Below are 21,696 nucleotides of genomic sequence, written 5' to 3'. Positions count from 1 at the left end.
GTACGGAGGTCAATCGGCAACCGGCACGCGCCGTGGAGCGCGCCGCCGTTGCCAGCTTCGTTCGCTGAAGTGCAATACAAGCAGGCCCGGCAGGCCCAGCAGGAGTTCACGCGCACGCTTGGCGAGCGACAACGCCAGCGCCGCGTCGGGCGGCAAACCCACCAGCGGCGCGAGCAGCAGATAGCCGCCCTCCTGCACGCCGAGCGAGCCCGGGATCATGAAGGCCGCGCCGCGAATCGCCTGGCCGATGCTTTCCAGCAGCAGCGCGTCGATCCAGCCGACCGGATGACCGAGAAAACGCAGCGCGAGCCATACCTCGGCCGTGCCGACGACCCATCCCACGAGGCTCAGCGCAAAGCTCGCCACCACGCGGCCGCGCTCGCGGTACAGCGACTGCACGGCGGCATCGACGGCTTCCGCGCGCGTCATCAGCGACGACCAGTCGCGCTTGCCGAACACCTTCGACACCACGCCCAGCAGCCGGCCGAACAGACCGCGCCGCTGCGCGAAGTAGAACGCGGCGATCAGCGCGCCGAGCACGCCGGTCGCAATCAGCGTTGCGGTGCGCAGGTCGTGCAGCGTGCCGTGCGCGGCGTACGCGCCGAACATCGCGAGGCCACCGAGCGCGAACACGATTTGCGCGAGCGCCTGCCAGGTCGTGCTGACGGTGATCGCGGCGGCCGCGTCGCGCAGCAGCATGCCGCGCTGCGACAGTTGACGCACCATCACCACCGGGCCGCCGATCTGCCCAGCGGGCAGCAGGCTATTCACCGACTCGCCGATCCAGCGCGCGGACAACGCATCGCGCAGCGAGGGTTCGGCTCGCGCAGCGCTCGTCGCGCCGCTGGTTGCACCGCTTGCCGGACCTTCATGCGCACCGTCACGCGAAGGGTGGTCGCGCCTGAACAGCACGGCGATCGCAGCCGCATCGAGCACGAGCGGCACCACGTGGAACGCGGCGACGACCGCGAGGCCCCAGCCGGCTGCGAGCAAGGTCGACGCCACCGAGCCGAAGCCCTGCCAGGCGAGCAGGCCGACGAACAGCGCCGAGCCGATCGACAGCAGAAGCAGGGCCGCCCGACTCACGCGGCGTCCTTGCCGCGCGAGGCCATCTGACGGAACACCTGGCGGAAACCGAAGTACGCGATCGCGTCCTTCATGTTGGAAACGAAGCGGCGCCACGGCCGCATGTTGGGATCGGTGACGTATTCGAACGTCAGCGACACACGCATCTCGTTCGGCCCGGCCGGCGTGACGCGATGACGCAGCTTGTCGCCATCGAAAAACACGAGGCCACCCGGCGGAATCTGCACCGAGCCCGGCTGGTCGGGCACCTCCGGATTGCGCGTATGCAGTTCGTAGTCGAGCCGGCACGACGATTCGTCGATCACGCCGAGCAGCAGCGTGTAGCGGCGTCCCTCGTAATACGAAGTATCGTAGTGCCAGCCGATATGGTCGCCGGGGCGCGTGTAGTAGTAGAGCGCGTATGCGTGCGGATCGTCGGCGGGCGACACCTGCAACTGGTCGCCGCTAAGCTGCTCGAGCCAGCCGATCAACTCCTTCGAGCGATACAGCTCGGCGACGAACGGCGCGAGACGGTCGATCGTATGGCGGCTGACACTGCCGCCCTGCTTGTGACCCGGCAGATAGTTGCGGTTCACTTCGTCGAGCAGCGAGCGCGCGCTGTGTACCAGCTGCGCGGTCACTTCCGGGGCGAGGAAATCGTCCAGATACAGAAACGCGTCCTGCGCGGCGAAGTCTTTACGCAGACGCGCGTTGTCGAACGTGCGGGTACGGCTCGCGACCGCGCGGTCGGCATCGGGCGCGGGCGTGAGCGCCGCCACGGGCGTGCCTGACGACACGGGCGCGATCACGTCGTCTTCGGCGTGCAGATTCATTTGCTGGCCCACTGTTGACGGGATTCAGACGCGCTGGCGGCCTTGGCCGTCCGGCGAGCGCTACGGCGCGCGACGCGCCAGTAGTCGATCACCACCCATGCGGCGAACAGCGGCGCGCCGATCGACGCGACCACCACGAACGGCGCAATGACATTCGTCAGCGTGACGATGGGCAGCAGGTACAGCACGTCCTCGGTTTCGAAGCCCCCCATCGACGCCTGCTTCGTGCCGGCCTTGCCGACCATTTCCTCGATCCGCATGCGCAAAAAGAAGATCAGGGCGACCGCGACACCAGCCACCGCGCCGAGCACGCCGGGCGCGAGCTTCAAAGCGTCGATCTGCGCGCCGCCGACACCGATACCCATGCCGACGAACAGCATCACGGTCACGAGCGCATCACAGGCGAGATCGTAAAAATGACCGATGCGGCTCGACTTGCCGCCCACTCGCGCGAGTTCGCCGTCCGTGTGATCGACGAAATTCGACAGGACGATCAGCAGTGCGCCCGCATTGGCCCACGCGAATCCCCCGTGCGCAAGGCACAGCGCGCCTGCGACGCCGATCAGCAGGCGCAGCGTGGTCAAATGGTTCGGGGTGACCCAGGTGTCGACTAGCGGTGTCACGAGCCGGCGGGCGAGCCGGGCGTCCCACGTACGTGGCGGCGGAACGTTGATTGGAGGTCGGGGTTGCGAAGTCATAGGGCGGAAATATATACGGGATTCTGAAAGCTTGCTGTTATGCCGTACGTTTCTCTGCAATTTGCAGATGCCGTTCGTGTGTCCGTCACAAAGCGGAATTCACCGAATCGCTGTAAAGTGCGAATCCAGTTGTGCCAGTCATGCGGAATCTGTTCGATGTGCAGCACCGCTCGTGCCCTCCGGGGGATGGCGCAGTGGTTGCTAATCCACGACATCGACTGTTGACGCCCGCCTACGCTCATGAACCGTCTCCTTGTCCCTCTGCTGTTTGCCGCCGCCGCCGCGCTGCCCCTTTCTTCGTTCGCCGTGGAGCTCGACGCGCCGCTGACATGCAATGAGAGCGGCCACCAGTTCATTGCCGATCTGATGCAGCAGCAGCTGATCAAACCGAAGCCAAGTCACGTCGAAAGCAACTCGATCAACGCGTTCTCGCCGATGCCCGATGTGCATCTGACCGCGTTCGGTTTCCGCGTATTCGCGGTGGTGGGCTTCGAAAAGGACGACCCGATGTTCCGGGTCGGCGACGGCGAACCGGTCGCGCAGTCCGCGTATGGCGCGGTCGTGTTCGGCAGCGACGACAATGTTAAAAGCGCGCTTGAAAACGCCGGCAGCACGGCGATCGTGCATCACGTCGCGCCGCTCATCACCGCGATTTTCTGCAAGCGCAGCTAGGGTTTGGCGAGACGTCGTATTCGACCGTTTCGCCACGATCGTCGATATCTTTGATCACGAGCCAGTTCGAGTGGCCAGCCATGATCGCCGGCAGTGTCAGCGACCAGCGGATCAGATCACGACGCAACCGCGCCTACAACCGCCACTTACCCCGGCCGACGAAACTCGTTTGCCACCCACGCCGCGGCGCTCGCCTTGCTGAGCTTGAACGTCGGCGCAACCTGCACTTGCGCGATCTGCTCGCCGAAAATATCGAGCGCGCTCAACAGTGCGTACGGCTCGTCTTCGTCGGGAACGATGTCGAGCGTGATGTCGAGTTCGTCGTTGCCGTCCGCGCTCGGCACGCGCACCGTCTTGTGCAGTTGCGCGCGCAGCTGCTGCTCGTGACGACGCAGCACTTCCGCCGCGGTTTTCACGAGCGTGTTGAACGCCGATACGTCGAGCGGCTTCGGATCCTTCTTGTTGCGGCCCATCGTCCACGGTCCGACGAGCGCAGGCTCCGCCTCGCCGTCCTTGATCATTTCGACGGCCCAGCCTTCGTCGTCTTCGTTCTTGATGATGCGCGCGGTCCAGCCGTTGTCGCGCCACAGACGTTCTTCATGCACGCTGTCGTCCGGTCCGAGGAACTCGGCATTCGTGTCGGTCGAGGGAAAGGGCGTGTCGGTCATCACAGGTTCACTCACTTCGCGGGGCGCACAAACAGATTTCGAACCCGCGATTCTACCTGCGCAGCCCGCTTGGCCCTGCTCGCTCTGACGAACGGACAAGGCGCGTTCGGAACGGCGCCGCCGCTCAACGCGCAAAAAGTTATATTTACCTACGCGACGATTTATAAATCCGCTTTAAATTTCAGATAAAAAAACGCGGCCCGAAAGCCGCGTGTAAAAATGAAAAAGACACCCTTTGGTCGAAGGGGTCTATCAAAATTATAAGTGGCATCCCCCCTCGATTTAAGGCTTTCTTCGAAAGACTGCATTGCGCAAAACCGTGGGAATCAGGGCAAACGGCCTCATCCGCTTTCCCCTTGTGCTCGCCGCGAGGCCTTGAGCCGTTACCGCCCGACAACAGCCCCTGACCTGACAGCGCGTCCCGCCATTCATCGTTAAAAATAATTTCCTTTTGCGGACCGGCACTTACGCGATTAATTCACATAATCCCGGATTCGAAAATAAACCGTTGTAAGGCGCGCAATTAAATATCCGCATAGCGGCAATTACACTTCGCTGCGCATCGACACCAATAAACGCATGGCCGCGCTAGTGACGACGTCGACACATGCTCGGTATACTGCCCCGGCCGCCGTGCGACGCCGCGAAACCGCGCCGCCTGCACGGCAGCTTCGTCGCGAAGCATCGCGCTGTACGTCAGCGCATCGCGCTTCGCCCGCGCCTCACCTTCCCATGCATGACCGGGAATGCCGACGATCGGATCATGAAAAGACTTCTCCTGCTTGCCCCAGCTGTCGCCCTCACCGCCACCCTCGCCGCTTGCGGTTCATCGGGCGGCCCCGCGCGCGATGCGTCCGCACCGCTCGTGTACGTGTCGTCGTCACGCACGCCTGCGTCCATCGCCGCCTGCCTCGAAGAACGTCTGCCGCGCGTGCGCACCTCGCACGCCGGCGCGGCGACCGAACTTGCGGTCGGTGCCGATTCGCACAACTCGTACTTCGTCACGCTGACCCCGCTCAACGGCAACACGGTCATCAAGGTCGTGCATCCGGCCAATGCGCCCGACGATCCGCCCGAGGAGGAAATGCGCTTCGATATCGCGCGCTGCGCGATCTGAGCGGCGCGGCGCGCTTGAACGCCGTGCGCGTCATGCACGGAAGGCCGGTGCGCGAATTTTTATCTGGCGCATCGGCTATTTTTTTACGCGCCCATCTGCGAACATAGCCGCCCTTTGTCTTTCGCGCGGCACGTGTGCCGCGAGTTTCGATGGCATCCAGCAAAGCGCATCATGCGACCGGTTTCGCAGCCGGCATCATCGCGGCGGCGATCGTCGCGCGCAACGGCGGCGGTCCGTTTCATGCTGGCGTGCTGCTGAGCTTCATCGCCGGCGTGGCCGGCAGCACCGCGCCGGACTGGCTCGAAGTCGCATGGTGGTCGCGCGCGCGGCGGCTGTGGATCACGCATCGCACGTTGACGCATTGGGGCATCGGCTGGCTCGCGCTGCTCGCGGTGTCGTATCACACGCTCGGACATTCGATCTTCGCGGCGCCCGCGTTCGGCTTCGCGTGCGGCGGCCTGATGCATCTGCTCGCCGACTGGCCGAATCCGCTCGGCGTGCCGTGGATCGCCGGGCGACATTCGTTGAATCTATGGAATAGCGGGCACTGCGATCTGATCGTCGTCGCGGCGTCCTGGGCGGCCGCGTGGTTTATCGGCGAGCATGTGTGGCTGCATGGCATGCATGCGTTGCCGTGGTTGCGCCATTGGCCGATCGGCTAGGCGCAGCGCGATGCAATCGGCCCGGCGCGCGGGCGCGGCGGCTAGCCGTGTCATTGCCGTCCGTTGTCGGTGCGCTCTCCTTCGCGGACCTTGCCTTGCGATACGCTGCTGCCCGGCGGCACGCTATGCGTGAGCCACACGTTGCCGCCGATCACCGACCCGCGCCCGATCGTCACGCGTCCGAGAATCGTCGCGCCCGCGTAGATCACGACATCGTCCTCGACGATCGGATGCCGGGCATTGCCCTTGATCAGCGTGCCGTCCTCATCGGCCGCGAAGCTCTTCGCGCCGAGCGTGACCGCCTGGTACACGCGCACGCGCTCGCCGATGATCGCTGTCTCGCCGATCACCACGCCGGTGCCGTGATCGATGAAGAAGCTCGGCCCGATCGTCGCGCCCGGGTGAATGTCGATGCCGGTCGCCGAGTGCGCGATCTCGTTGATGAAGCGCGCCAGCAGCGGCACGCCGAGCCGATGCAGCGCATGCGCGAGCCGATGATGCGTCATCGCCCACACGCCCGGATAGCACAGCAGGATTTCGGTGATGTGCTGCGCGGCGGGGTCGCCGGTGTACGCAGCCTGGATGTCGCTGACGAGCAGCGCGCGTATGCCCGCCAGCTGCGTCGCGAACTCGCGCGCCACCGCGAACGCGCGCTCCCGCAACTCGGCGTCCGGCGTCTCGCCGAACTCGGGCAGGAAGCGCAGCGCGCGGCGAATCTGTTCGGCGAGCAGCCGCAACGTGCTTTCGAGCGTGTGGCCGACGTAGTAGTCGACCGTTTCGTCGGTTAGATCGGGCGCGCCGTAATGCGTCGGAAACATCGCGGCGCGCAGACCGGCCACGATATTGACCACCGCTTCGCGCGATGGCAATTCGCGAATGCCGAGCGGATGCCGCGTGCGATGCAATTGCTCGCGCGAGGCGCGCAGGTCGGCGACGATCTGTTCAAGGCCCCAGTTATGGGAAGGCTCGTTGGGCATAAGGGACGGCGCCGTGCGGCGTGCACGGTTCGAAGTGGTTATCGAGCAGAGATTACCGCGTTTTAACGGTGCCCGCCCGGCAGCGCGCAGGTCGGCTCGGATTCATTGCGTCGACGCGCGCTGGCATGCACGCATCGTTCCCTGACTTCAGATAGTCAGACTGCTCGCGTCGATCCAGCGCACTGCCCAATCGCGCGCGTGCGCGATGGCAGCGGCTTCGTCGGAGAAGCGCAGTTCCGTGGGAAAGAAACGGTTAGCGACCAGTTCGCCGTCGCTCGAGCGCGAGATCACCACATACGGTTGCCAGGAGCCGTCGCCCGAGCGCGCCGGTTCGCAATTCAAAAGATAGCCGCGATGTGTGAATGCAGCATCGAAGTGCATGAGTCACCCGCCCCTGAAGCCCCGTAACATTTTCTCAGTCGCGCGGCCATTTGTTTGTTAGTTTTTCCGACCATGCTGGAACAGCCGGAGCATGCCGCCAATTTATCCGCGCGTCGGTCGCAGGAGTAAGATCATACTCTGTAGAAAATACGCGTCCATTGAAAAAAACGAAATGAATCGCGGACGTCATCGCCGTTTAATCGCGAGGTAACGCCACTCGCATCGAAGGATGGCGGAGAACGCATCGCGACTCTCGCGCACCGCGGCGCCGTGTCAGTCGGAACGGCTTTTGCTCTTTTCTTCGAATGTCCGCTTCAGGAGAATGCACGATGAACAGCGCGATCAACAAACCCGAAAACGCCGGTACGAAGCCGGACCCGAAGGACCCACGAAGCACGGACCTGCACAACGACCGCACGCACGACAGCACGGTCGACACCGACGGCAAGAACCGCGAAGCGGCCCGTCTGGCGGGCCACGGCGCGATCTCGCCCGACGCGGTCACGACCAGCAATGCGACGCTCGACAACAGCGTGCCCGAGTCGCTCGATGGCATGGCCGGCTTCGACAGCAGGGTCGGCGGCAACCACCTGCTGCTCGCGCTCGAGCCGGGCTACTCGGTGATCGACAAGGGCATGGCCGAGCCGCTCGACGTCTACTCGGCCGACCATCAGTACGACGACCCGCGTCCGGTCGGACAGCGCCACGATCGTGGCCGCATTCACTATGCGCTCAATCATTTGCGGCCCGCGCGCGTAATCGAATTACATCGGGTGAAATAGGCGCGCGCGCATCATCCCTTTAGACGCGCGCGTTTGAATTACCGGGTTTATTCCGATTTATCAGGCAATCACGCAGCACGCACCGTTTTATTCTGGTGCGTGCTTTGCCTGTTTTAACGTGGGTTCGTTTAACGGAGTTGCGGATGAAAAGAATCGTCGTCATCGGTGCCACGGGCACGCTGGGCCAGGCGATCCGCGCGGAGCTGAAGGCGCGTCACGAAGTGATCGAGGTGGGCGCGACGCGCGGGCAATATCACGTCGATAGCACGGACCCGGCGAGCGTCGAGCGGCTGTTTCGCGACATCGGCAAGGTGGACGGCGTCGTCACCGCGACCGGCAAAGTGCATTTCGGTCCGCTGGAGCAGATGAGCATCGAGCAGTTCTGGGTCGGGCTGCGCGACAAGCTGATGGGCCAGATCAACGTCGTATTCGCGGCGCTGCCGTACGTGAACGACGGCGGATCGTTCACGCTGACGAGCGGCATTCTGGGCGACGAGCCGATCCCGCAGGGAGCGAGCGCGACGACCGTCAATCTCGCGCTCGAGGGCTTCGTGCGCGGCGCCGCGATCGAACTGCCGCGCGGGCTGCGCATCAACGTGGTGAGTCCGACCGTGCTGACCGAGTCGATGGAGGCTTACGCGCCGTTCTTTCGCGGCTTCGAGCCCGTCAGCGCGCAACGCGCGGCGCTTGCTTATCTGCGCAGTGTGGAAGGGGCGCAGACGGGGCGCGTGTATCGCGTGGGGTATTGAACCTCAGTGAATCTCCGGCTCGCCCGAGCTATTGGGACTCACGCCGCCGCGCTGCAGGAAGTCGAAATCGCAGCCTTGATCCGCCTGCATCACGTGCGCCTGATGCAGGGCGCCATAGCCGCGCTCGAAGCGCGCAGCGGGTTTGACCCACGCGGCCTTGCGGCGCGCGAGCTCTTCGTCCGATACCAGCAGATTCAGCCTGCGGCGCGGCACATCGAGCTCGATCAGATCGCCGCTTCGCACCAACGCCAGCGGCCCACCGACGAATGCCTCGGGCGCCGCGTGCAGCACGCACGCGCCATAGCTCGTGCCGCTCATCCGCGCGTCAGAGATGCGCACCATGTCGCGCACGCCTTTTTGCAGCAGCTTGCGCGGAATCGGCAGTTGACCCCATTCGGGCATGCCCGCGCCGACCGGCCCCGCGTGCTGCAGCACGAGCACGCAGCTTTCGTCGATGTCGAGCGCGTCGTCGTCGATGCGCGCGGCCATGTCGTCGTAGTCGCTGAACACGACCGCACGGCCCGTATGCACGAGCAGATGCGGCTCGGCCGCACCCGGCTTGATCACGGCGCCGTCGGGCGCGAGATTGCCGCGCAGCACCGCGAGGCTGCTGTCGCGCAGTAGCGGATTCGTGCGGCGGCGGATCACGTCGTCGTTGAAAATGCGCGCGCCGGCAAGGTTCTCGCCGAGCGTGCGGCCGTTCACGGTTTTCTGCGAGCCGTCGATCAGTTCGCCCAGTTCCGCGAGCAGCCCGCGCAAACCGCCCGCGTAGAAAAAGTCCTCCATCAGATAGGCGCCGGTCGGTCTGATGTTCGCGAGCACGGGCGTGCGGCGCGCGATCTCGTCGAAGCGGTCGAGCGTCAACTCGATGCCCGCGCGCCGTGCAAGCGCGATCATATGCACGACCGAATTGGTCGACCCGGACAGCGCGACACAAGTCGTCACCGCGTTATCGACTGATGCCGCCGTGATCAGGTCCGACGGCTTCAGATCCTCCCACACCATCTCGACGATACGCATGCCGGTTTGCGCGGCCATCTGCGCATGCCGCGAATCGGGCGCGGGAATCGACGCGAAGCCGGGCAGCGTGAAGCCCAGCGCTTCGGCCGCGCTCGTCATCGTCGATGCGGTGCCCATCGTCATGCAGTGACCGGGCGAGCGCGCGATGCCACCCTCGACGCCCTGCCAGTCGTCCGGCCTCAGCGTGCCCGCGCGCAGTTCGGCCCAGTAGCGCCATGAATCGGAACCCGAGCCGAGCGTCACGCCGTTCCAGTTGCCGCGCAGCATCGGGCCGGCAGGCAGAAAGATGGCGGGCAGATCCATCGAGATCGCGCCCATCAACAAAGCGGGCGTGGTCTTGTCGCAGCCGCCCATCAACACGACGCCGTCGGCGGGATACGAGCGCAGCATCTCCTCGGCTTCCATCGCGAGGAAATTGCGGTACAGCATCGTGGTGGGCTTCTGGAACGGCTCGGACAGCGTCTGCACAGGCAGCTCGATCGGAAAGCCGCCGGCCTGCCAGATGCCGCGTTTCACTTCCTCGACACGCTGCTTGAAATGCGTGTGGCACGGATTGATCTCGCTCCACGTGTTCAGAATCGCGATGACCGGCTTGCCCGCGTATTCGTCGCGGTTGTAGCCCATCTGCGCGGTGCGCGAGCGGTGGCCGAACGAACGCAGATCGTTCGCGCCGTACCAGCGATGACTACGCAATTCCTCGGGGGTCTTTCTATTCGTCAACGTCTACTCCACGATTGGCGCCGACCATGCGTCAGCGCCTCTGTTCTTTCACGCGGGACACGATCTGCGTCGGGCTCACGAATTGTAGTGCGATCAGCACCCAGATCAACGTGATCGCCATATAGATCATCGCCATCGCATCGATCGATTGCGGCGCGCGCACGCCGGTCGAAAACACAGCGTAATACAACGCGACCACCAGCGTTTGCGTGGCCGGACCGGCTGTAAAAAACGTCAGCTCGAACATGCCGATCGTGCGCACCAGCACGAGCAGCCCCGCCGCCAGCATGCCCGGCACGAGCAGCGGCAGCAGCACGTAACGGAAATAGCGGAACGTGTTCGCGCCGAAAATGCGCGCGGCCGCTTCGAGATTCGGATCGATCTGCTCGATGAACGGCGTCATCACCAGAATCACGAACGGCAGCGCCGGTACGAGATTCGCAAGAATCACGCCCCATAGCGTGCCGGCGAGTCCGACCTTGTACATCGCGGTCGCCATCGGAATGCCGTAGGTGACGGGCGGCACCATCAACGGCAGCAGAAAGATCAGCATCGCAAGGCGCTTGCCGCGGAATTGCACGCGCGCGAGCGCATACGCAGCCGGCACGCCGAGCAGCACCGACAGCAACACGACCGCGCCGACCACCTGCACGGTCACCCACAGCACGCTCGCGAGCTGGAAGTCGCTCCACGCCTGCGCATACCAGTGCAACGTGAAACCTTGCGGCAACGCGGTGCCGAACCAGCGCGTCGCGATCGAATTCACCGCGACGGTCGCAATCAGCAGCACGACGTTGATCAGGAAGAACGCCATCACGGCCCACACCAGCACCTGCCAGATGCGGCCCGGCAGATTCGCGCGCTGACGCGCATGTTGTGCTGGCTCGCGGGCGCCGTCGCCCGGCTGAGGCGCCGCGCAAGCGGAGGTGGACGCGGACCAGTCGGGCTGCGTCGCGCGACGATCGGTCGTCATCAGCCTTTGCCTCCCGTTACGGGACCACGATAGAACCAGCGGCGCGCGCCGAGCAGCGCGGCGACCACCAGCAGTTGCACGAAGCCCATCACCATCGCGATCGCCGATGCGAGCGAATAGTCGTAGCTCTCGAACGCGGCTTCGGCCGCGGCAATCGACATCACGCGCGTCGGACCCGCGGGCGCGCCGAGCAGCACCGCCGACGGAAACACCGAGAACGCCTGCACGAACGACAGACACGCGGCCATCGTGAGCCCCGGCACGAGCAGCGGCAGATAGATGCGGCGAAACTGCTGCCACGGACTCGCGCCGAGCGTCGCGGCCGCGCTTGCGAGCGTCGGGTCGATGCCGGTCACGTACGACAGCGTCAGCAGAAACGCGAACGGAAAGCCCGACACGATCAGCGACAGCAACACGCCCGTGAAGTTGTGCGTGAGCCGCACCTCTTGCGTGTACAGATGCAGCGCCTGCAACGCCTGCGGCAGCCAGCCGTGCGGACCGAAGTACGTGAGCATGCCGTCGGCGATCAGCACGGTGCCGAGCGTCACCGGGATCACCAACAGCGTCGTGACGATCTTCTGATACCGCGAGTAGCGGCGCAGCGCGAACGCGACTGGCACCGACACGCCGACGTTGATCAGCGTGGCCGGCACCGACAGCTTCAGCGTAACGAAAATCGTCGGCCACATCGACGTGTCGGTGAAGAACGTCAGATAGTTGGCCCACACGCCGCCGCCGTTCATCGGCCGGAACGACAGCGCGAGACCATACGCGAACGGATAGATGAACAGCGCGACGATAAAGAGCAGCGCGGGCGCGACGAGCCAGGCCTTGGCATCGCGCGGCGCGCGGGACGTAAGCGGGGGGACGAGCGTCGGCGTGTTCATGCGGCCTCGGCGTCGTAGACGAGCACGCACGACGGCCGCACGCGCAGCGTGATGCGCTCGCCCTCCGCGCATTCACCGGTCACGCGCGCCCACACGTCGCCGAACGCGGTCTTCACGCGCAGCAGCGAATCGTGGCCGCCGTATTCGACCGCGTCGATCAGCGCCTCGAACGCGTTGTCGGCGCCGGGCTCGGCGCGCTCCATGTCTTCGGGGCGCAGCGCGACACTCACGCGTTTGCCGTCGAAGCCGGCCATCGGCGTGCCGATGAGCCGCACGCCGTTCGCAATGACCACGACGCCATCGCCTTGCATGCCCTCCAGCGTGAACTCGGCGACATTGCGATAACCCATGAAGCGCGCGACATGCAGATTGCGCGGCCGCGTATAGACCTCCTTCGGCGTCGCGACCTGCTGCACGACGCCCTCCCTCATCACGACGATGCGATCGGCCATCGACAGCGCTTCGTCCTGATCATGCGTCACGTACAGCGTCGCGCGTTCGAGCTGCGTATGGATGCGGCGAATTTCCGCGCGCATTTCGATGCGCAGCTTCGTATCGAGATTGGACAGCGGCTCGTCCATCAGGATCAGCGGCGGCTCGATCACGATCGCACGCGCGATCGCGACACGCTGCTGCTGGCCACCGGACAATTGGCCGGGCAGCTTGTGCTCATGACCGGTCAGTTGCACCAGTTTCAAGGCCTCGCGTGCACGGCGCGCGATCTCGCTTCTGCCGACGCCGCGCATTTTCAGCCCGAAGCCGACGTTCTCCAGCACGCTCATATGCGGGAACAGCGCGTAGTTCTGGAACACCATGCCGAAGCCGCGCTTTTCCGGCGGCAGCACGTCGATGCGCCGCTCGTCGAGCCAGATGCCGCCGCCGGTGAGCGGCTGCAATCCGGCGATGCAGTTCAGCGCCGTCGATTTGCCACAACCCGACGGCCCCAGCAGCGCGATGAACTCGCCGCGCCGGATCGTCAGATCGAGACCCTGCAGCGCGGCGATCGCGTGGCCTTGCGGGTTCGTGAAACTGCGGCTCACCGAATCGAGCCGCAACTGCTCAAAGTGATGCTTCATGGCGGTTCCCTGCTCCGCGTGAGGCGACGGATGTCGCGAGTGCCGCGCTTGCGGTGGGCGCGGCGCATCAGGCACTCAAGCCGAGACGCGCGTGATCGCTGAAAACACGCAGCGCGGCGGAACCTCACGCCGCGCTGCGTTTTGCCCCGTTCCCCGTCGCATTGGTGAAGGCCTATTGGGTCTTCTGCGCGCCGATCTCGCTATCCCACTTCTTGAAGGCGGCGACCATCGCCGCTGCGTTCAGCGGCAACGCATGCGGATGATCGGCCAACATCTTCGCGTATTCGGGGCGGCCATACTTTTTCAGCACCTCCTGGCTGTGCGCGGGCGCCTGCTCGACGGTGACGCCCTTGATCGCCGGACCCGGATAGAAGTAGCCGTCGTCATAGGTCAGCGCCTGCTGCGCGGGCTCCAGCATAAAGTTCATCATCTTGTACAGCACGTCGAGCTTTTCCTTCGGCACGCCCTTCGGAATCACCATGTAGTGCGCATCGTTGACCCACGTCATGTTGTCGAACGGCTGTACGCGGAATTCGGCCGGCACGATGCCGAGCGCGCGCGGATTGATGTCCCAGCCGGTCACGGTCACGGTCATGTCGCGCGTGCCTTCGCCCAGTTCCTTCATCACCGCCGAGGTGCCGCCCGGATAGTACGGTATGCAGTCGTTCAACTGCTTCAGGAACGCCCACGTCTTGTCCCAGCCGTGCACCGGGTCCTGCGGGTCCTTGTCGCCGAGCACGTAGGGCAAGCCCATCAGGAACGTGCGGCCAGGACCGGAATTGGCCGGCCGCGCGTAGATCAGCTTGTCGGGGTGGGCCTTGCACCACTGCAGCAGTTGCTCGGGTGTCTTCGGCGGATCGCTGACCTTGGCCGGGTTGTATTCGAGCAGCGGACCAGCCGGCATATACGCGACCTCGAGCCCGTAGCCTTGCGCGAGATCCTGCATCTTGCGCGGGCCCGGCGCGTACTTGTCGAGCACGCCGGGGAACTGCGCCGCGTTGTCGGGCAGCAGCTTGATCCACAGGTTCTGTTCGATGCCGGCCGCGAGCGCGTCGGTGCCGGTCAAAACGAGGTCGATGTCGGAGCGGCCCGCGGCCTGCATCGCCTTGATCTTGCCGGGCAATTGCGGCGCGGGCGCGTTCGTGAACGTGATGTTCGCGACGAGATTCGGATTCTTCGCCTTGAACGCCTCGAAGCCCTTCTGCGTGAGTTGAAGATCGCCGGCCACGTCGACGATATTGATCGTGACCGGATCGGCCGCGTGCGCGGCAAGGGTGAACGCCGCGCTCGCGGCGATACAGACGGATACCAGCTTGAACGACAACCTGTGCGAAACAGTCATTGCGTCTCCTCGCTTCTTGGTATGGAAGCCCGCTGGTCGATGCGTTGCGGGCGGTGTCTTTCTACCAAGGGAACATAGCGAAGCGCAACAGCCGATGTCAAGCAAATAGTCGAGATGTGGGTCGGGCGAGAAAATGGCTCGTTTAACCTGAAATCCTTGTCGTTCAATGCCCGGCACCGCGGGTTAAGGGCAAACCCGAGCCCTCGCCGCGATAGCAATACATGTTGTCTGGTTAGCGGACAACCGCTCAACCTCCGCGCACGCCCTGCGTATTGACGAACAGCGAATACAACCCGTGGCTCGCCGCCATGAACAGACGGTTGCGATGCCGTCCGCCGAAGCAAACGTTCGCGCAACGCTCTGGCAACGCGATGTGGCCGAGCGGCTCGCCTTGCGGGCTGAACACGCGCACGCCGTCGAGCTCGTCGGTGCCCATGCCCCACCCGCACCACAAGTTGCCATGCGTGTCGACACGAAAACCGTCCGGGGTGCCCGGACCCGCGTCGATCAGCACGCGGTTGTTCGACAGCGTCGTGCCTTTGCCATTGGCCTCGACATCGAATACGCGGATCTTGCGCGGCTCGCCGCGCGATTGGACCACGTACAGCAGCGATTCGTCCGGCGAGAACGCGAGACCGTTCGGGGCGAGCACGTCGTCGACGACCATCGACACCTCGCCCGACTGGCCGTCGATCCGATACACGCACGCCTTCAGCTCGGACTGTTGCTGCTCGCCCTCGTAGAAACCTTCGATGCCGAAGGTCGGGTCGGTAAACCAGATCGAGCCGTCCGATTTGACGACCACGTCGTTCGGCGAATTGAAGCGCTTGCCTTGGTAGCGATCGGCGAGCACGGTGATCGAGCCGTCGTACTCGGTGCGCGTCACACGCCGCGTCAGGTGCTCGCAACTGACGAGACGCCCTTCGCGATCGCGCGTATGGCCGTTCGCATTGTTCGACGATTGACGGAACGTGCTGACAGCGCCCGTCGTTTCGTCCCAGCGCAGGATGCGGTCGTTCGGAATGTCGCTCCACAGCAGATAGCGGCCGTCGCCGAACCACACCGGCCCCTCCGACCAGCGCGTGCCCTGATACAAGCATTCGACCGACGCCGACGCGATGATCAACGACTTGAAGCGCGGATCGAACACACGGATGGAGGGATCGGGATAGCGTCGGCTGTGATCGGTCATGGGGTTGTCTGCGTGTCGGAGCGGTTCGATTGGGTGGGCGCGAACTCGCGCTCGAGAGCGAGCAGCGTGCGCGCGGTCTGCGCGATCTTCGCATGATGCTCGCGCGGTGTCGAACTGAGCAGCGGCTGCAGCGGCCCCATGTCGGCGAGGCCCGCGAACGTGATTGCATCGTGCAGCACGCGGATCAGCGAGATGTCGTTGCGCAGCATTTCGAGCGGCATGAATGCATCGTAGAGACGTTGGGCGGTGTCGTGATCGGCGCTAACGGCGCTACCGGCGCTCCGGCCGCTTTGCACCGCGCGCAGCAGCGCCATCACCATGCTCGGCGCGATACAGCCGCTTCCGGTCGTCCACGCTGCGAGTCCGAACTCGCGCAGATGCACGAGCGCCGGCCGCTCGCCCATGCCCGATACGATCTTCGCGGCCGGCACGCGTTGCAGCAGCCGGCGCAGATACGGATCGTGAGCGGGGTTGTCGCGCGGGATCGCATATTTGACCGCGCTCAGCGTCCCACGCTCGACGAGCCGCGCGAGTGTATCGACAGCGACGTAGTTTTCGCTCTTGATATACAGCGTGAGCGGCGTGCCGGCCGTGTCGGCGATCCGCGTGAGGCCCGTCTCGACGCCCTCGGACGTCGTGAAGCCGCCGAGCGGCAGCACCATCGCCGTGCGGTAACGCGTCTGCGCGAGGATGCGCGCCTGATCGAGCATCTTGCCGTAGTCGGGACCCAGCGCCGGAATCACCCGTGTCCCGGGACCCGCAGCCTCGGCGAGCAGGTCCAGCAGCTCGCGGTATTCGCTGACCGCGACGTGATAAAGGTTCGCATTGCCGCCATACAGTAGCGTGCGTACGCCGCCCGCTTCGATATGGCGGATCAGCGCGAGATTCTGGGCAGGGTCGAGCGTGTAGTCGGCCCGGCGCGCGAGCGGCGGCACGGCCATGACCGACGCGGCGAACTCGCCGTCGCTAAGCGGTGATTCGTTCATGATGGTTGACGCGGAAACGCGCTAGGCGGAGGTTTCACGGTAGCATCGGCATCACAATGTTGTCAAACAACCTGCGCGTGACGATCGCCCAGCATGCCGTCGGCGGCGAATTGCGCGGGAGCCGATCACGAAATTTCCTTTTGTATAACAATGAAGCGGGCCCGCAGCCAGCGGAATCGGCGCAGGCTTTTTTTGGCAACAAGGACACGGCGAGCAATAACCCGCTTTCCGAGATAATCGAGTAAATACGATTTAGTTTAAAGCGCGACGAAATAATGCCGTCAACGAAACATATTAAAATCTGTCGCCGGATGCCGATTAGCCGCGCCGCGCACCCGAGAAGCCCGGCCGGGTTAAAGATTTATTTCAATCAGCATAATAATAGGCGACGCCGGCGTTGCTATCACGTGGCGGCTATCGTTTACCCCGCGGAGCACCGGCGCATTGCGTTCGAGTTTTTAGTGATAGATTATGCGGACCAAAAGAGCGGACCGAAGTTTGTCTGCCAATAACCGCGAACGGGATGTTTGCGAGCCTGAGAGAGCCAAAAAATTGCCGCTACACTTTATCGAGCAGATGGCACCGCTACTGGACGCCGCCGACGAGGCGGAATGGTTCGGCGTAATTACGGGCTTTGCCGAAACGTGGGGCTTCGACAAGATTCTGGTCGCGATGCTGCCGCGGCCAACCATGCGTCTCGAGGACGCTTACCTGCGCAGCACTTACGCACCGGCATGGCGCCAGACGTACGACGAGCAAGGCATGGTGCATATCGATCCGACGGTCGCACACTGCCTGTCACGCTCATCGCCGCTGGTCTGGACGCCCGAGATTTTCGCCAGCCCGGCGCAGCAATCCCTGTATGAGGAAGCTCGCTCGTACGGCCTGAGCGCGGGCGTGACGCTGCCAATTCATGGGCCGAATCAGGAAGCCGGCATGATGTGCTTCGTCAATGACGACAAGCCGTCAGACGGGTTCAGGCGCCATGTGAACGCCGCGTTGCCGAACCTCGTGCTGTTGCGCGACCTGGTGATCGACACCAGCAAACAGCATCTGAATTCACATGCGCAGACCTTGATGCCAAAGCTCACGCCGCGCGAGCGAGAATGTCTGAAATGGACCGCACGCGGCAAATCCACGTGGGAGATATCTCACATCCTGAGTTGCTCGGAAGCGGTGGTGAACTTCCATATGAAAAACATCAGGGCGAAATTCGGCGTGAATTCGCGGCGTGCGGCAGCCGTGATCGCGGCGCAGCTTGGGCTTATTGACCCGGGTTGAGCAGCGCGGCCGCGTCGCGGCTGTACATCACACGCTCGGCGCGACCCAGATCGGCGTCCGACACGGTCTTCATGAAGTACAGACCCAGCAGGATCGACACCGGCGCCGGGATCTCCGCGCCCGACTCGAAGCGGCTGCCGCGCGATTGCGTGACGCCAAAGCGAGCCCAGAAACGGCGCTGGCTCTCTTTTTTCTTCTTCCGATAGGCAATGATCAGAACGCGATCCACTGCCGAAGAGACCTCCGAAGGACGCGCCTGGAGGTGGGTTTGCGGTTGCCAGTGATTGTCGAGGAGTTCCATTTTGGACCCTTGTAGGTTGGGGGCGGAGACGTGTCTGAATTCTGATATACCCGATAAGCATCCACACCTATCCAGGTAGGTAGGTGGCGCAAAGATTCAGAATGCATAAGTTTTCCTGCGTATCTGGCAGCCCCCCAACGCGTACAGGAGAACGTCATGCAAACCACGATCCGAATTGGACTCCGGCAGGAATTCGACAACGAACTGATCAACGAGATGTACCGCTTGCGCGCCCGTGTCTTTCACGGCCGGCTCGGCTGGGAAATTCCGACCATCGCGGGAATGGAGATAGACGGCTACGACGCGCTCGGGCCGTACTACATGCTGATTCAGGGCGAAGACGAACGGTTGCGCGGCTGTTGGCGCCTGATGCCGACCGAAGGTCCGAACATGCTGAAAGACACCTTCCCGCAGCTACTGCATGGCGCGGCCGCGCCGGTCGGGCGACATATCTGGGAACTGAGCCGCTGGGCGATCGAGACCGGCGGTGAGGAACAGTCGTTTGGTTTCACGGATATGACAATCCGCGCAATTCAGGAAGTGATGTGCTTCGCGCAGCACATGGGCATCACGCATTACGTCACGGTGACCACCACGCCGATCGAGAGGATGCTGCGCCGAGCCGGCCTCGACATCAGCCGGCTCGGGCCGCCGCTGCAGATTGGCATCGAGCGGGCCGTCGCGCTCGACGTCGCGGTGAGCGCGAAAACGCTGACCTCGCTGTTCGGGCCGGTCGCCGTCGCTGCTTGAGCCGCGCCGAAGCGCGGCCTGACAAAAGTCGCGACGCCTTCACCCGCGCGCGGACTCAGGAACCGAACATCCGTTCCAGCGCGTTCTCGAGATGCGCGCGCATTGCGGCGCCAGCGCCCGCCGCGTCCTTGCGGCGGATTGCGTCGAGCACCGCCATGTGTTCGGCCTGCACCAGCCGCTGCCGCTCCACCGTCTTGACGAGCGACAGATTGCGCGACAGGTTCATGCTGAACAGGATCTGCTCCTCGATGAACGACATCACCGTGATGAAAAACGGATTCTTCGACGCGCGCGCGACCGCCTGATGAAACAGGAAGTCATCCTTCGCGCCGATCCCCTGCGCCTCGATGATGCGCTCGAGCTCGTCCCACGCGTGCTGGATCGCGGCGATGTCGTCGGCGTCGGCCTTCAGCGCTGCCTGCGCGGCCGCGCCCGCCTCGGTCACGATGCGAAACTCATAGCAGCGGCGGATATCGGACAGCGTTTCGAGCGGCGCGAAGCGGCGTACGTCCGGATCGGGGCGCCGCGCGACGGTCGTGCCAGAGCCGTGCCGCGTCGAGATGATGCCGTCGGCCCGCAATCGCGCGAGCGCTTCGCGCACGGTCGGTCGGGACGTGGCGAAACGCTCCGCCAGCGCGTGCTCGGTCGGCAATCGCTCGCCTTCCTTGTACTCGCCTTCGAGGATGCGGTTGAGAATGTCGCCGTAGATCTGGTCGGGTAAGCCCTTGGTTTTTCGATCGTTCATCAGCGGACTGGTCAGCTTGTCTGAATATGGCTTGATTGTAAGGCCAACCCTGTTTCGGCTTCAGCAAAGTTTTACGGGTTGTAAGCATGCCAGGCTGCTTCGCGCACGCCGCCGCGTCCGCCATTTTGTCCGCGCCGCGCCGGAATATTTGGCCAGTGTTTGATTTACATCCTGGTCCGGTGCATCTTTTCCGGCAATCATCTAAGCTTCATTGGTATAAAAGATCAATAAACCTGCCGCGGTTAGCAATGTGGCAGACGCATTTTTGACTCGGAGCCGATATGTACACTCGCATCCTTGTAGCGGTCGACGGCAGCAATACCTCGCGCCGTGCGTTCGAAGCGGCGCTCGATCTCGCCAAATCGAATGGCGCGGTGTTGCGGCCATTTTATGTCGTCGAAAACACGCCGATGTACTTCGAGGCGCCCGGCTACGACCCGTCGATCCTGCGCAACCGCCTGATCGAGGAAGGCCAGGAGCTGCGTGCCGAGTTTTCGAAAGCGATGGCCGAGCAAGGTGTGAAGGGCGACCCGGCGGTCTCAGAGGCTTCGTCGCTCGGCGATGTCGCCGAGATCGTGCTGCAGGCCGCCGCCGAATTCAACGCCGACCTGCTCGTGATGGGCACGCACGGCCGGCGTGGCTTTCAGCGGCTGATTCTCGGCAGCGTCGCTGAACGCTGCGTGCGCCAGGCCACTCTTCCGGTTCTGCTGGTACCGTCCGCCGCGGGCACCGACAAGGAACCCGCCTGACTCTGTCATCAGGCGCGGGGCGGCACGCCACGCCCTGCCTTGCCGGAATCGAGCCACGCTACCCGTCGACGGGCGACGTCGATATAGGCCGCGGCGGCTCACCTTCTCACTTTCGTCAGAGCACCGCCGTTGCTCGGACTGCCGAGCAGCGAACGCGTCACTTTGCCGCCAGTTGCGGGTCATAGCGGGTGGGACAATTTCACCACTACCAATAATCGAACATGCTGAATCCTACTGCTGTGACCCGTTCCTCGACCCGCTCCGCCGGCAACCGCGAGGCCGTGGCGGCACGCGCAGCCGCACGTACCGCCGCGCGCTGCTCCAGCTGTTCGATGCGTGAGATCTGCATGCCGCAGGGGCTGTCGGCGGAGGAACTGCCGAAGCTCGAAACGCTGATCTGTTCGGCGCGCTCGGTGCCGCGCGGCGAAGCGCTGTATCGCAGCGGCGACCGCTTCGACAATATCTACGCGGTGCGCTCCGGCTCGATGAAGACCGTGATGGTCCACCGCGACGGCCGCGAGCAGGTCACCGGGCTGCGTCTGGCCGGCGAGCCGCTCGGGCTCGACGGCATCAGCGCGGACCTCCATGCGTGCAGCGCCGTCGCGCTGGAAGACAGCACGGTGTGCATCGTTCCCTATAGCGCGCTGAAGCTGCTGTGTCGCGAAATCAGTTCGATCCAGGAACGCATGCACAAGCTACTGGGCACGCAGATCGTCAGCGAAGCCGCGCAGATGATGGTGCTCGGCTCGCTGTCCGCCGACGAACGCGTCGCCGCCTTTCTGCTGGACGTGTCACAGCGCAATGCGCAGCGCGGCTACTCGTGGTCGGAGTTCAATCTGCGTATGACGCGCGAGGACATGGGTAGCTACCTCGGCATGACGCTCGAAACGGTCAGCCGTACCCTGTCAAGATTTCAAAAACGCGGCCTGATCGACACGCGGGGCAAGCACATTCACATCGTCGATCTCCAAGGCTTGCGGCAGGTCTAGCGGCCGGGCTGGCCTGGACGGTCGCGCTGTTAGTCTTGGCACGCCGCCTGCGAGCGGGTAGAGTTTTCAGACCGTCCCCCT

Annotated in this window: 25 protein-coding genes; 10 read left to right on the top strand and 15 right to left on the bottom strand. The window is 64.0% G+C overall.

Going from position 1 to position 21,696, the window contains the following annotated elements:
* Positions 1–9: 9 nt before the first annotated feature.
* Genes OKW37_RS26670 through OKW37_RS26660 form a run of 3 tightly spaced genes read right to left on the bottom strand, consistent with a single transcriptional unit; the run spans position 10 to position 2,596 of the window.
* Positions 10–1,086 (bottom strand): lysylphosphatidylglycerol synthase domain-containing protein, encoded by a 1,077-nt coding sequence (locus tag OKW37_RS26670; RefSeq protein WP_429402707.1) that lies wholly within the window; start codon positions 1,084–1,086, stop codon positions 10–12.
* A complete protein-coding gene (locus OKW37_RS26665) occupies positions 1,083–1,898 on the bottom strand; it encodes a HalD/BesD family halogenase (RefSeq protein WP_429402706.1) in 816 nt (271 codons plus the stop codon). Before OKW37_RS26665 ends, OKW37_RS26670 begins: the two co-directional genes overlap by 4 nt.
* A complete protein-coding gene (locus OKW37_RS26660) occupies positions 1,895–2,596 on the bottom strand; it encodes a CDP-alcohol phosphatidyltransferase family protein (RefSeq protein WP_429402705.1) in 702 nt (233 codons plus the stop codon). Before OKW37_RS26660 ends, OKW37_RS26665 begins: the two co-directional genes overlap by 4 nt.
* Positions 2,597–2,836: 240 nt before the next feature.
* Here OKW37_RS26660 and OKW37_RS26655 point away from each other — a divergent pair, with 240 nt between their 5' ends.
* Positions 2,837–3,268, top strand: a complete 432-nt coding sequence (locus OKW37_RS26655) for a hypothetical protein (RefSeq protein ID WP_184063297.1) — start codon at positions 2,837–2,839, stop codon at positions 3,266–3,268.
* Between the two features lie 146 nt (positions 3,269–3,414).
* Here the strand turns inward: OKW37_RS26655 and OKW37_RS26650 are convergent, their stop codons facing one another.
* Complete coding sequence (locus OKW37_RS26650; protein ID WP_184024828.1) at positions 3,415–3,936, bottom strand: hypothetical protein; 522 nt, start codon at positions 3,934–3,936, stop codon at positions 3,415–3,417.
* A 607-nt stretch (positions 3,937–4,543) separates the two neighbouring features.
* Here OKW37_RS26650 and OKW37_RS26645 point away from each other — a divergent pair.
* Both OKW37_RS26645 and OKW37_RS26640 read left to right on the top strand, forming a co-directional pair.
* A complete protein-coding gene (locus OKW37_RS26645) occupies positions 4,544–5,053 on the top strand; it encodes a hypothetical protein (protein WP_429402704.1) in 510 nt (169 codons plus the stop codon).
* 149 nt (positions 5,054–5,202) lie between these two features.
* On the top strand, positions 5,203–5,715 hold the full coding sequence (locus OKW37_RS26640; RefSeq protein WP_090807301.1) for a metal-dependent hydrolase: 513 nt from the start codon (positions 5,203–5,205) through the stop codon (positions 5,713–5,715).
* A 50-nt stretch (positions 5,716–5,765) separates the two neighbouring features.
* On the opposite strand, the gene epsC is transcribed toward OKW37_RS26640, so the two are convergent.
* Positions 5,766–6,692, bottom strand: coding sequence for a serine O-acetyltransferase EpsC (gene epsC, locus OKW37_RS26635; RefSeq protein ID WP_090807303.1), 927 nt, complete (start codon positions 6,690–6,692; stop codon positions 5,766–5,768).
* Positions 6,693–6,839: 147 nt separating this feature from the next.
* The gene (locus OKW37_RS26630) at positions 6,840–7,073 is read right to left on the bottom strand and encodes a hypothetical protein (protein WP_013092363.1); all 234 of its coding nucleotides are present in this window, start codon (positions 7,071–7,073) and stop codon (positions 6,840–6,842) included.
* 329 nt (positions 7,074–7,402) lie between these two features.
* Between OKW37_RS26630 and OKW37_RS26625 the strand changes: the two genes are divergently transcribed.
* Together OKW37_RS26625 and OKW37_RS26620 are read left to right on the top strand one after the other, a co-directional pair.
* On the top strand, positions 7,403–7,855 hold the full coding sequence (locus tag OKW37_RS26625; protein ID WP_429402703.1) for a DUF3005 domain-containing protein: 453 nt from the start codon (positions 7,403–7,405) through the stop codon (positions 7,853–7,855).
* 143 nt (positions 7,856–7,998) lie between these two features.
* Complete coding sequence (locus tag OKW37_RS26620) at positions 7,999–8,604, top strand: short chain dehydrogenase (RefSeq protein WP_090807306.1); 606 nt, start codon at positions 7,999–8,001, stop codon at positions 8,602–8,604.
* 3 nt (positions 8,605–8,607) lie between these two features.
* Here OKW37_RS26620 and araD read toward each other — a convergent pair whose 3' ends face one another.
* The 7 genes from araD to OKW37_RS26585 form a co-directional block, all read right to left on the bottom strand.
* Positions 8,608–10,344, bottom strand: a complete 1,737-nt coding sequence (araD, locus tag OKW37_RS26615) for an L-arabinonate dehydratase (protein WP_429402702.1) — start codon at positions 10,342–10,344, stop codon at positions 8,608–8,610.
* Between the two features lie 31 nt (positions 10,345–10,375).
* Positions 10,376–11,317: an ABC transporter permease gene (locus OKW37_RS26610; RefSeq protein ID WP_184063285.1), complete on the bottom strand. Its 942-nt coding sequence runs from the start codon at positions 11,315–11,317 to the stop codon at positions 10,376–10,378.
* Positions 11,317–12,204 (bottom strand): ABC transporter permease, encoded by an 888-nt coding sequence (locus OKW37_RS26605; protein WP_090807312.1) that lies wholly within the window; start codon positions 12,202–12,204, stop codon positions 11,317–11,319. Before OKW37_RS26605 ends, OKW37_RS26610 begins: the two co-directional genes overlap by 1 nt.
* Entirely contained in the window at positions 12,201–13,280 is a 1,080-nt protein-coding gene (locus OKW37_RS26600) for an ABC transporter ATP-binding protein (RefSeq protein WP_184063283.1), read from the bottom strand. The genes OKW37_RS26605 and OKW37_RS26600 overlap by 4 nt, the downstream gene beginning before the upstream one ends.
* 172 nt (positions 13,281–13,452) lie before the next feature.
* Positions 13,453–14,622, bottom strand: a complete 1,170-nt coding sequence (locus tag OKW37_RS26595) for an extracellular solute-binding protein (protein WP_429353061.1) — start codon at positions 14,620–14,622, stop codon at positions 13,453–13,455.
* 247 nt (positions 14,623–14,869) lie between these two features.
* The gene (locus OKW37_RS26590; protein ID WP_429402701.1) at positions 14,870–15,814 is read right to left on the bottom strand and encodes an SMP-30/gluconolactonase/LRE family protein; all 945 of its coding nucleotides are present in this window, start codon (positions 15,812–15,814) and stop codon (positions 14,870–14,872) included.
* Positions 15,811–16,800 carry a dihydrodipicolinate synthase family protein gene (locus tag OKW37_RS26585; RefSeq protein WP_429402700.1) on the bottom strand — a complete coding sequence of 330 codons (990 nt, stop codon included), beginning with the start codon at positions 16,798–16,800 and terminating at the stop codon, positions 15,811–15,813. The genes OKW37_RS26590 and OKW37_RS26585 overlap by 4 nt, the downstream gene beginning before the upstream one ends.
* A gap of 56 nt (positions 16,801–16,856) precedes the next feature.
* Between OKW37_RS26585 and OKW37_RS26580 the strand changes: the two genes are divergently transcribed.
* Both OKW37_RS26580 and OKW37_RS26575 read left to right on the top strand, forming a co-directional pair.
* On the top strand, positions 16,857–17,045 hold the full coding sequence (locus tag OKW37_RS26580; protein WP_429402699.1) for a hypothetical protein: 189 nt from the start codon (positions 16,857–16,859) through the stop codon (positions 17,043–17,045).
* Positions 17,046–17,376: 331 nt separating this feature from the next.
* Complete coding sequence (locus tag OKW37_RS26575; protein WP_090807322.1) at positions 17,377–18,081, top strand: helix-turn-helix transcriptional regulator; 705 nt, start codon at positions 17,377–17,379, stop codon at positions 18,079–18,081.
* Here the strand turns inward: OKW37_RS26575 and OKW37_RS26570 are convergent.
* On the bottom strand, positions 18,065–18,382 hold the full coding sequence (locus OKW37_RS26570) for a hypothetical protein (protein WP_013092374.1): 318 nt from the start codon (positions 18,380–18,382) through the stop codon (positions 18,065–18,067). The two genes, OKW37_RS26575 and OKW37_RS26570, sit on opposite strands and share 17 nt — an antisense overlap.
* Before the next feature lie 156 nt (positions 18,383–18,538).
* On the opposite strand from OKW37_RS26570, the gene OKW37_RS26565 reads away from it, so the two are divergent.
* Positions 18,539–19,132 carry an acyl-homoserine-lactone synthase gene (locus OKW37_RS26565; protein WP_184063270.1) on the top strand — a complete coding sequence of 198 codons (594 nt, stop codon included), beginning with the start codon at positions 18,539–18,541 and terminating at the stop codon, positions 19,130–19,132.
* Between the two features lie 55 nt (positions 19,133–19,187).
* On the opposite strand, the gene OKW37_RS26560 is transcribed toward OKW37_RS26565, so the two are convergent.
* Entirely contained in the window at positions 19,188–19,877 is a 690-nt protein-coding gene (locus OKW37_RS26560) for a FadR/GntR family transcriptional regulator (RefSeq protein ID WP_090807327.1), read from the bottom strand.
* A 281-nt stretch (positions 19,878–20,158) separates the two neighbouring features.
* On the opposite strand from OKW37_RS26560, the gene OKW37_RS26555 reads away from it, so the two are divergent.
* Positions 20,159–20,626 carry a universal stress protein gene (locus tag OKW37_RS26555; protein WP_429353056.1) on the top strand — a complete coding sequence of 156 codons (468 nt, stop codon included), beginning with the start codon at positions 20,159–20,161 and terminating at the stop codon, positions 20,624–20,626.
* Between the two features lie 221 nt (positions 20,627–20,847).
* On the top strand, positions 20,848–21,615 hold the full coding sequence (locus OKW37_RS26550) for a helix-turn-helix domain-containing protein (protein WP_429353055.1): 768 nt from the start codon (positions 20,848–20,850) through the stop codon (positions 21,613–21,615).
* Positions 21,616–21,696 lie beyond the last annotated feature (81 nt).

The organism is Paraburkholderia sp. MM5482-R2 (genome assembly GCF_050436125.1).
Taxonomy (GTDB): domain Bacteria; phylum Pseudomonadota; class Gammaproteobacteria; order Burkholderiales; family Burkholderiaceae; genus Paraburkholderia; species Paraburkholderia tuberum.
This window is presented reverse-complemented; position numbering and strand designations above follow the sequence as displayed.

Bases quoted from the DNA above. Each gene is read 5' to 3' on its own strand.
- OKW37_RS26665 (WP_429402706.1), bottom strand. From the start codon at position 1,898: ATGAATCTGCACGCCGAAGACGACGTGATCGCGCCCGTGTCGTCAGGC.
- OKW37_RS26660 (WP_429402705.1), bottom strand. From the start codon at position 2,596: ATGACTTCGCAACCCCGACCTCCAATCAACGTTCCGCCGCCACGTACG.
- OKW37_RS26655 (WP_184063297.1), top strand. From the start codon at position 2,837: ATGAACCGTCTCCTTGTCCCTCTGCTGTTTGCCGCCGCCGCCGCGCTG.
- OKW37_RS26650 (WP_184024828.1), bottom strand. From the start codon at position 3,936: ATGACCGACACGCCCTTTCCCTCGACCGACACGAATGCCGAGTTCCTC.
- OKW37_RS26645 (WP_429402704.1), top strand. From the start codon at position 4,544: ATGCTCGGTATACTGCCCCGGCCGCCGTGCGACGCCGCGAAACCGCGC.
- OKW37_RS26640 (WP_090807301.1), top strand. From the start codon at position 5,203: ATGGCATCCAGCAAAGCGCATCATGCGACCGGTTTCGCAGCCGGCATC.
- epsC (WP_090807303.1), bottom strand. From the start codon at position 6,692: ATGCCCAACGAGCCTTCCCATAACTGGGGCCTTGAACAGATCGTCGCC.
- OKW37_RS26630 (WP_013092363.1), bottom strand. From the start codon at position 7,073: ATGCACTTCGATGCTGCATTCACACATCGCGGCTATCTTTTGAATTGC.
- OKW37_RS26625 (WP_429402703.1), top strand. From the start codon at position 7,403: ATGAACAGCGCGATCAACAAACCCGAAAACGCCGGTACGAAGCCGGAC.
- OKW37_RS26620 (WP_090807306.1), top strand. From the start codon at position 7,999: ATGAAAAGAATCGTCGTCATCGGTGCCACGGGCACGCTGGGCCAGGCG.
- OKW37_RS26610 (WP_184063285.1), bottom strand. From the start codon at position 11,317: ATGACGACCGATCGTCGCGCGACGCAGCCCGACTGGTCCGCGTCCACC.
- OKW37_RS26605 (WP_090807312.1), bottom strand. From the start codon at position 12,204: ATGAACACGCCGACGCTCGTCCCCCCGCTTACGTCCCGCGCGCCGCGC.
- OKW37_RS26600 (WP_184063283.1), bottom strand. From the start codon at position 13,280: ATGAAGCATCACTTTGAGCAGTTGCGGCTCGATTCGGTGAGCCGCAGT.
- OKW37_RS26595 (WP_429353061.1), bottom strand. From the start codon at position 14,622: ATGACTGTTTCGCACAGGTTGTCGTTCAAGCTGGTATCCGTCTGTATC.
- OKW37_RS26590 (WP_429402701.1), bottom strand. From the start codon at position 15,814: ATGACCGATCACAGCCGACGCTATCCCGATCCCTCCATCCGTGTGTTC.
- OKW37_RS26585 (WP_429402700.1), bottom strand. From the start codon at position 16,800: ATGAACGAATCACCGCTTAGCGACGGCGAGTTCGCCGCGTCGGTCATG.
- OKW37_RS26580 (WP_429402699.1), top strand. From the start codon at position 16,857: ATGTTGTCAAACAACCTGCGCGTGACGATCGCCCAGCATGCCGTCGGC.
- OKW37_RS26575 (WP_090807322.1), top strand. From the start codon at position 17,377: ATGGCACCGCTACTGGACGCCGCCGACGAGGCGGAATGGTTCGGCGTA.
- OKW37_RS26570 (WP_013092374.1), bottom strand. From the start codon at position 18,382: ATGGAACTCCTCGACAATCACTGGCAACCGCAAACCCACCTCCAGGCG.
- OKW37_RS26565 (WP_184063270.1), top strand. From the start codon at position 18,539: ATGCAAACCACGATCCGAATTGGACTCCGGCAGGAATTCGACAACGAA.
- OKW37_RS26560 (WP_090807327.1), bottom strand. From the start codon at position 19,877: ATGAACGATCGAAAAACCAAGGGCTTACCCGACCAGATCTACGGCGAC.
- OKW37_RS26555 (WP_429353056.1), top strand. From the start codon at position 20,159: ATGTACACTCGCATCCTTGTAGCGGTCGACGGCAGCAATACCTCGCGC.
- OKW37_RS26550 (WP_429353055.1), top strand. From the start codon at position 20,848: ATGCTGAATCCTACTGCTGTGACCCGTTCCTCGACCCGCTCCGCCGGC.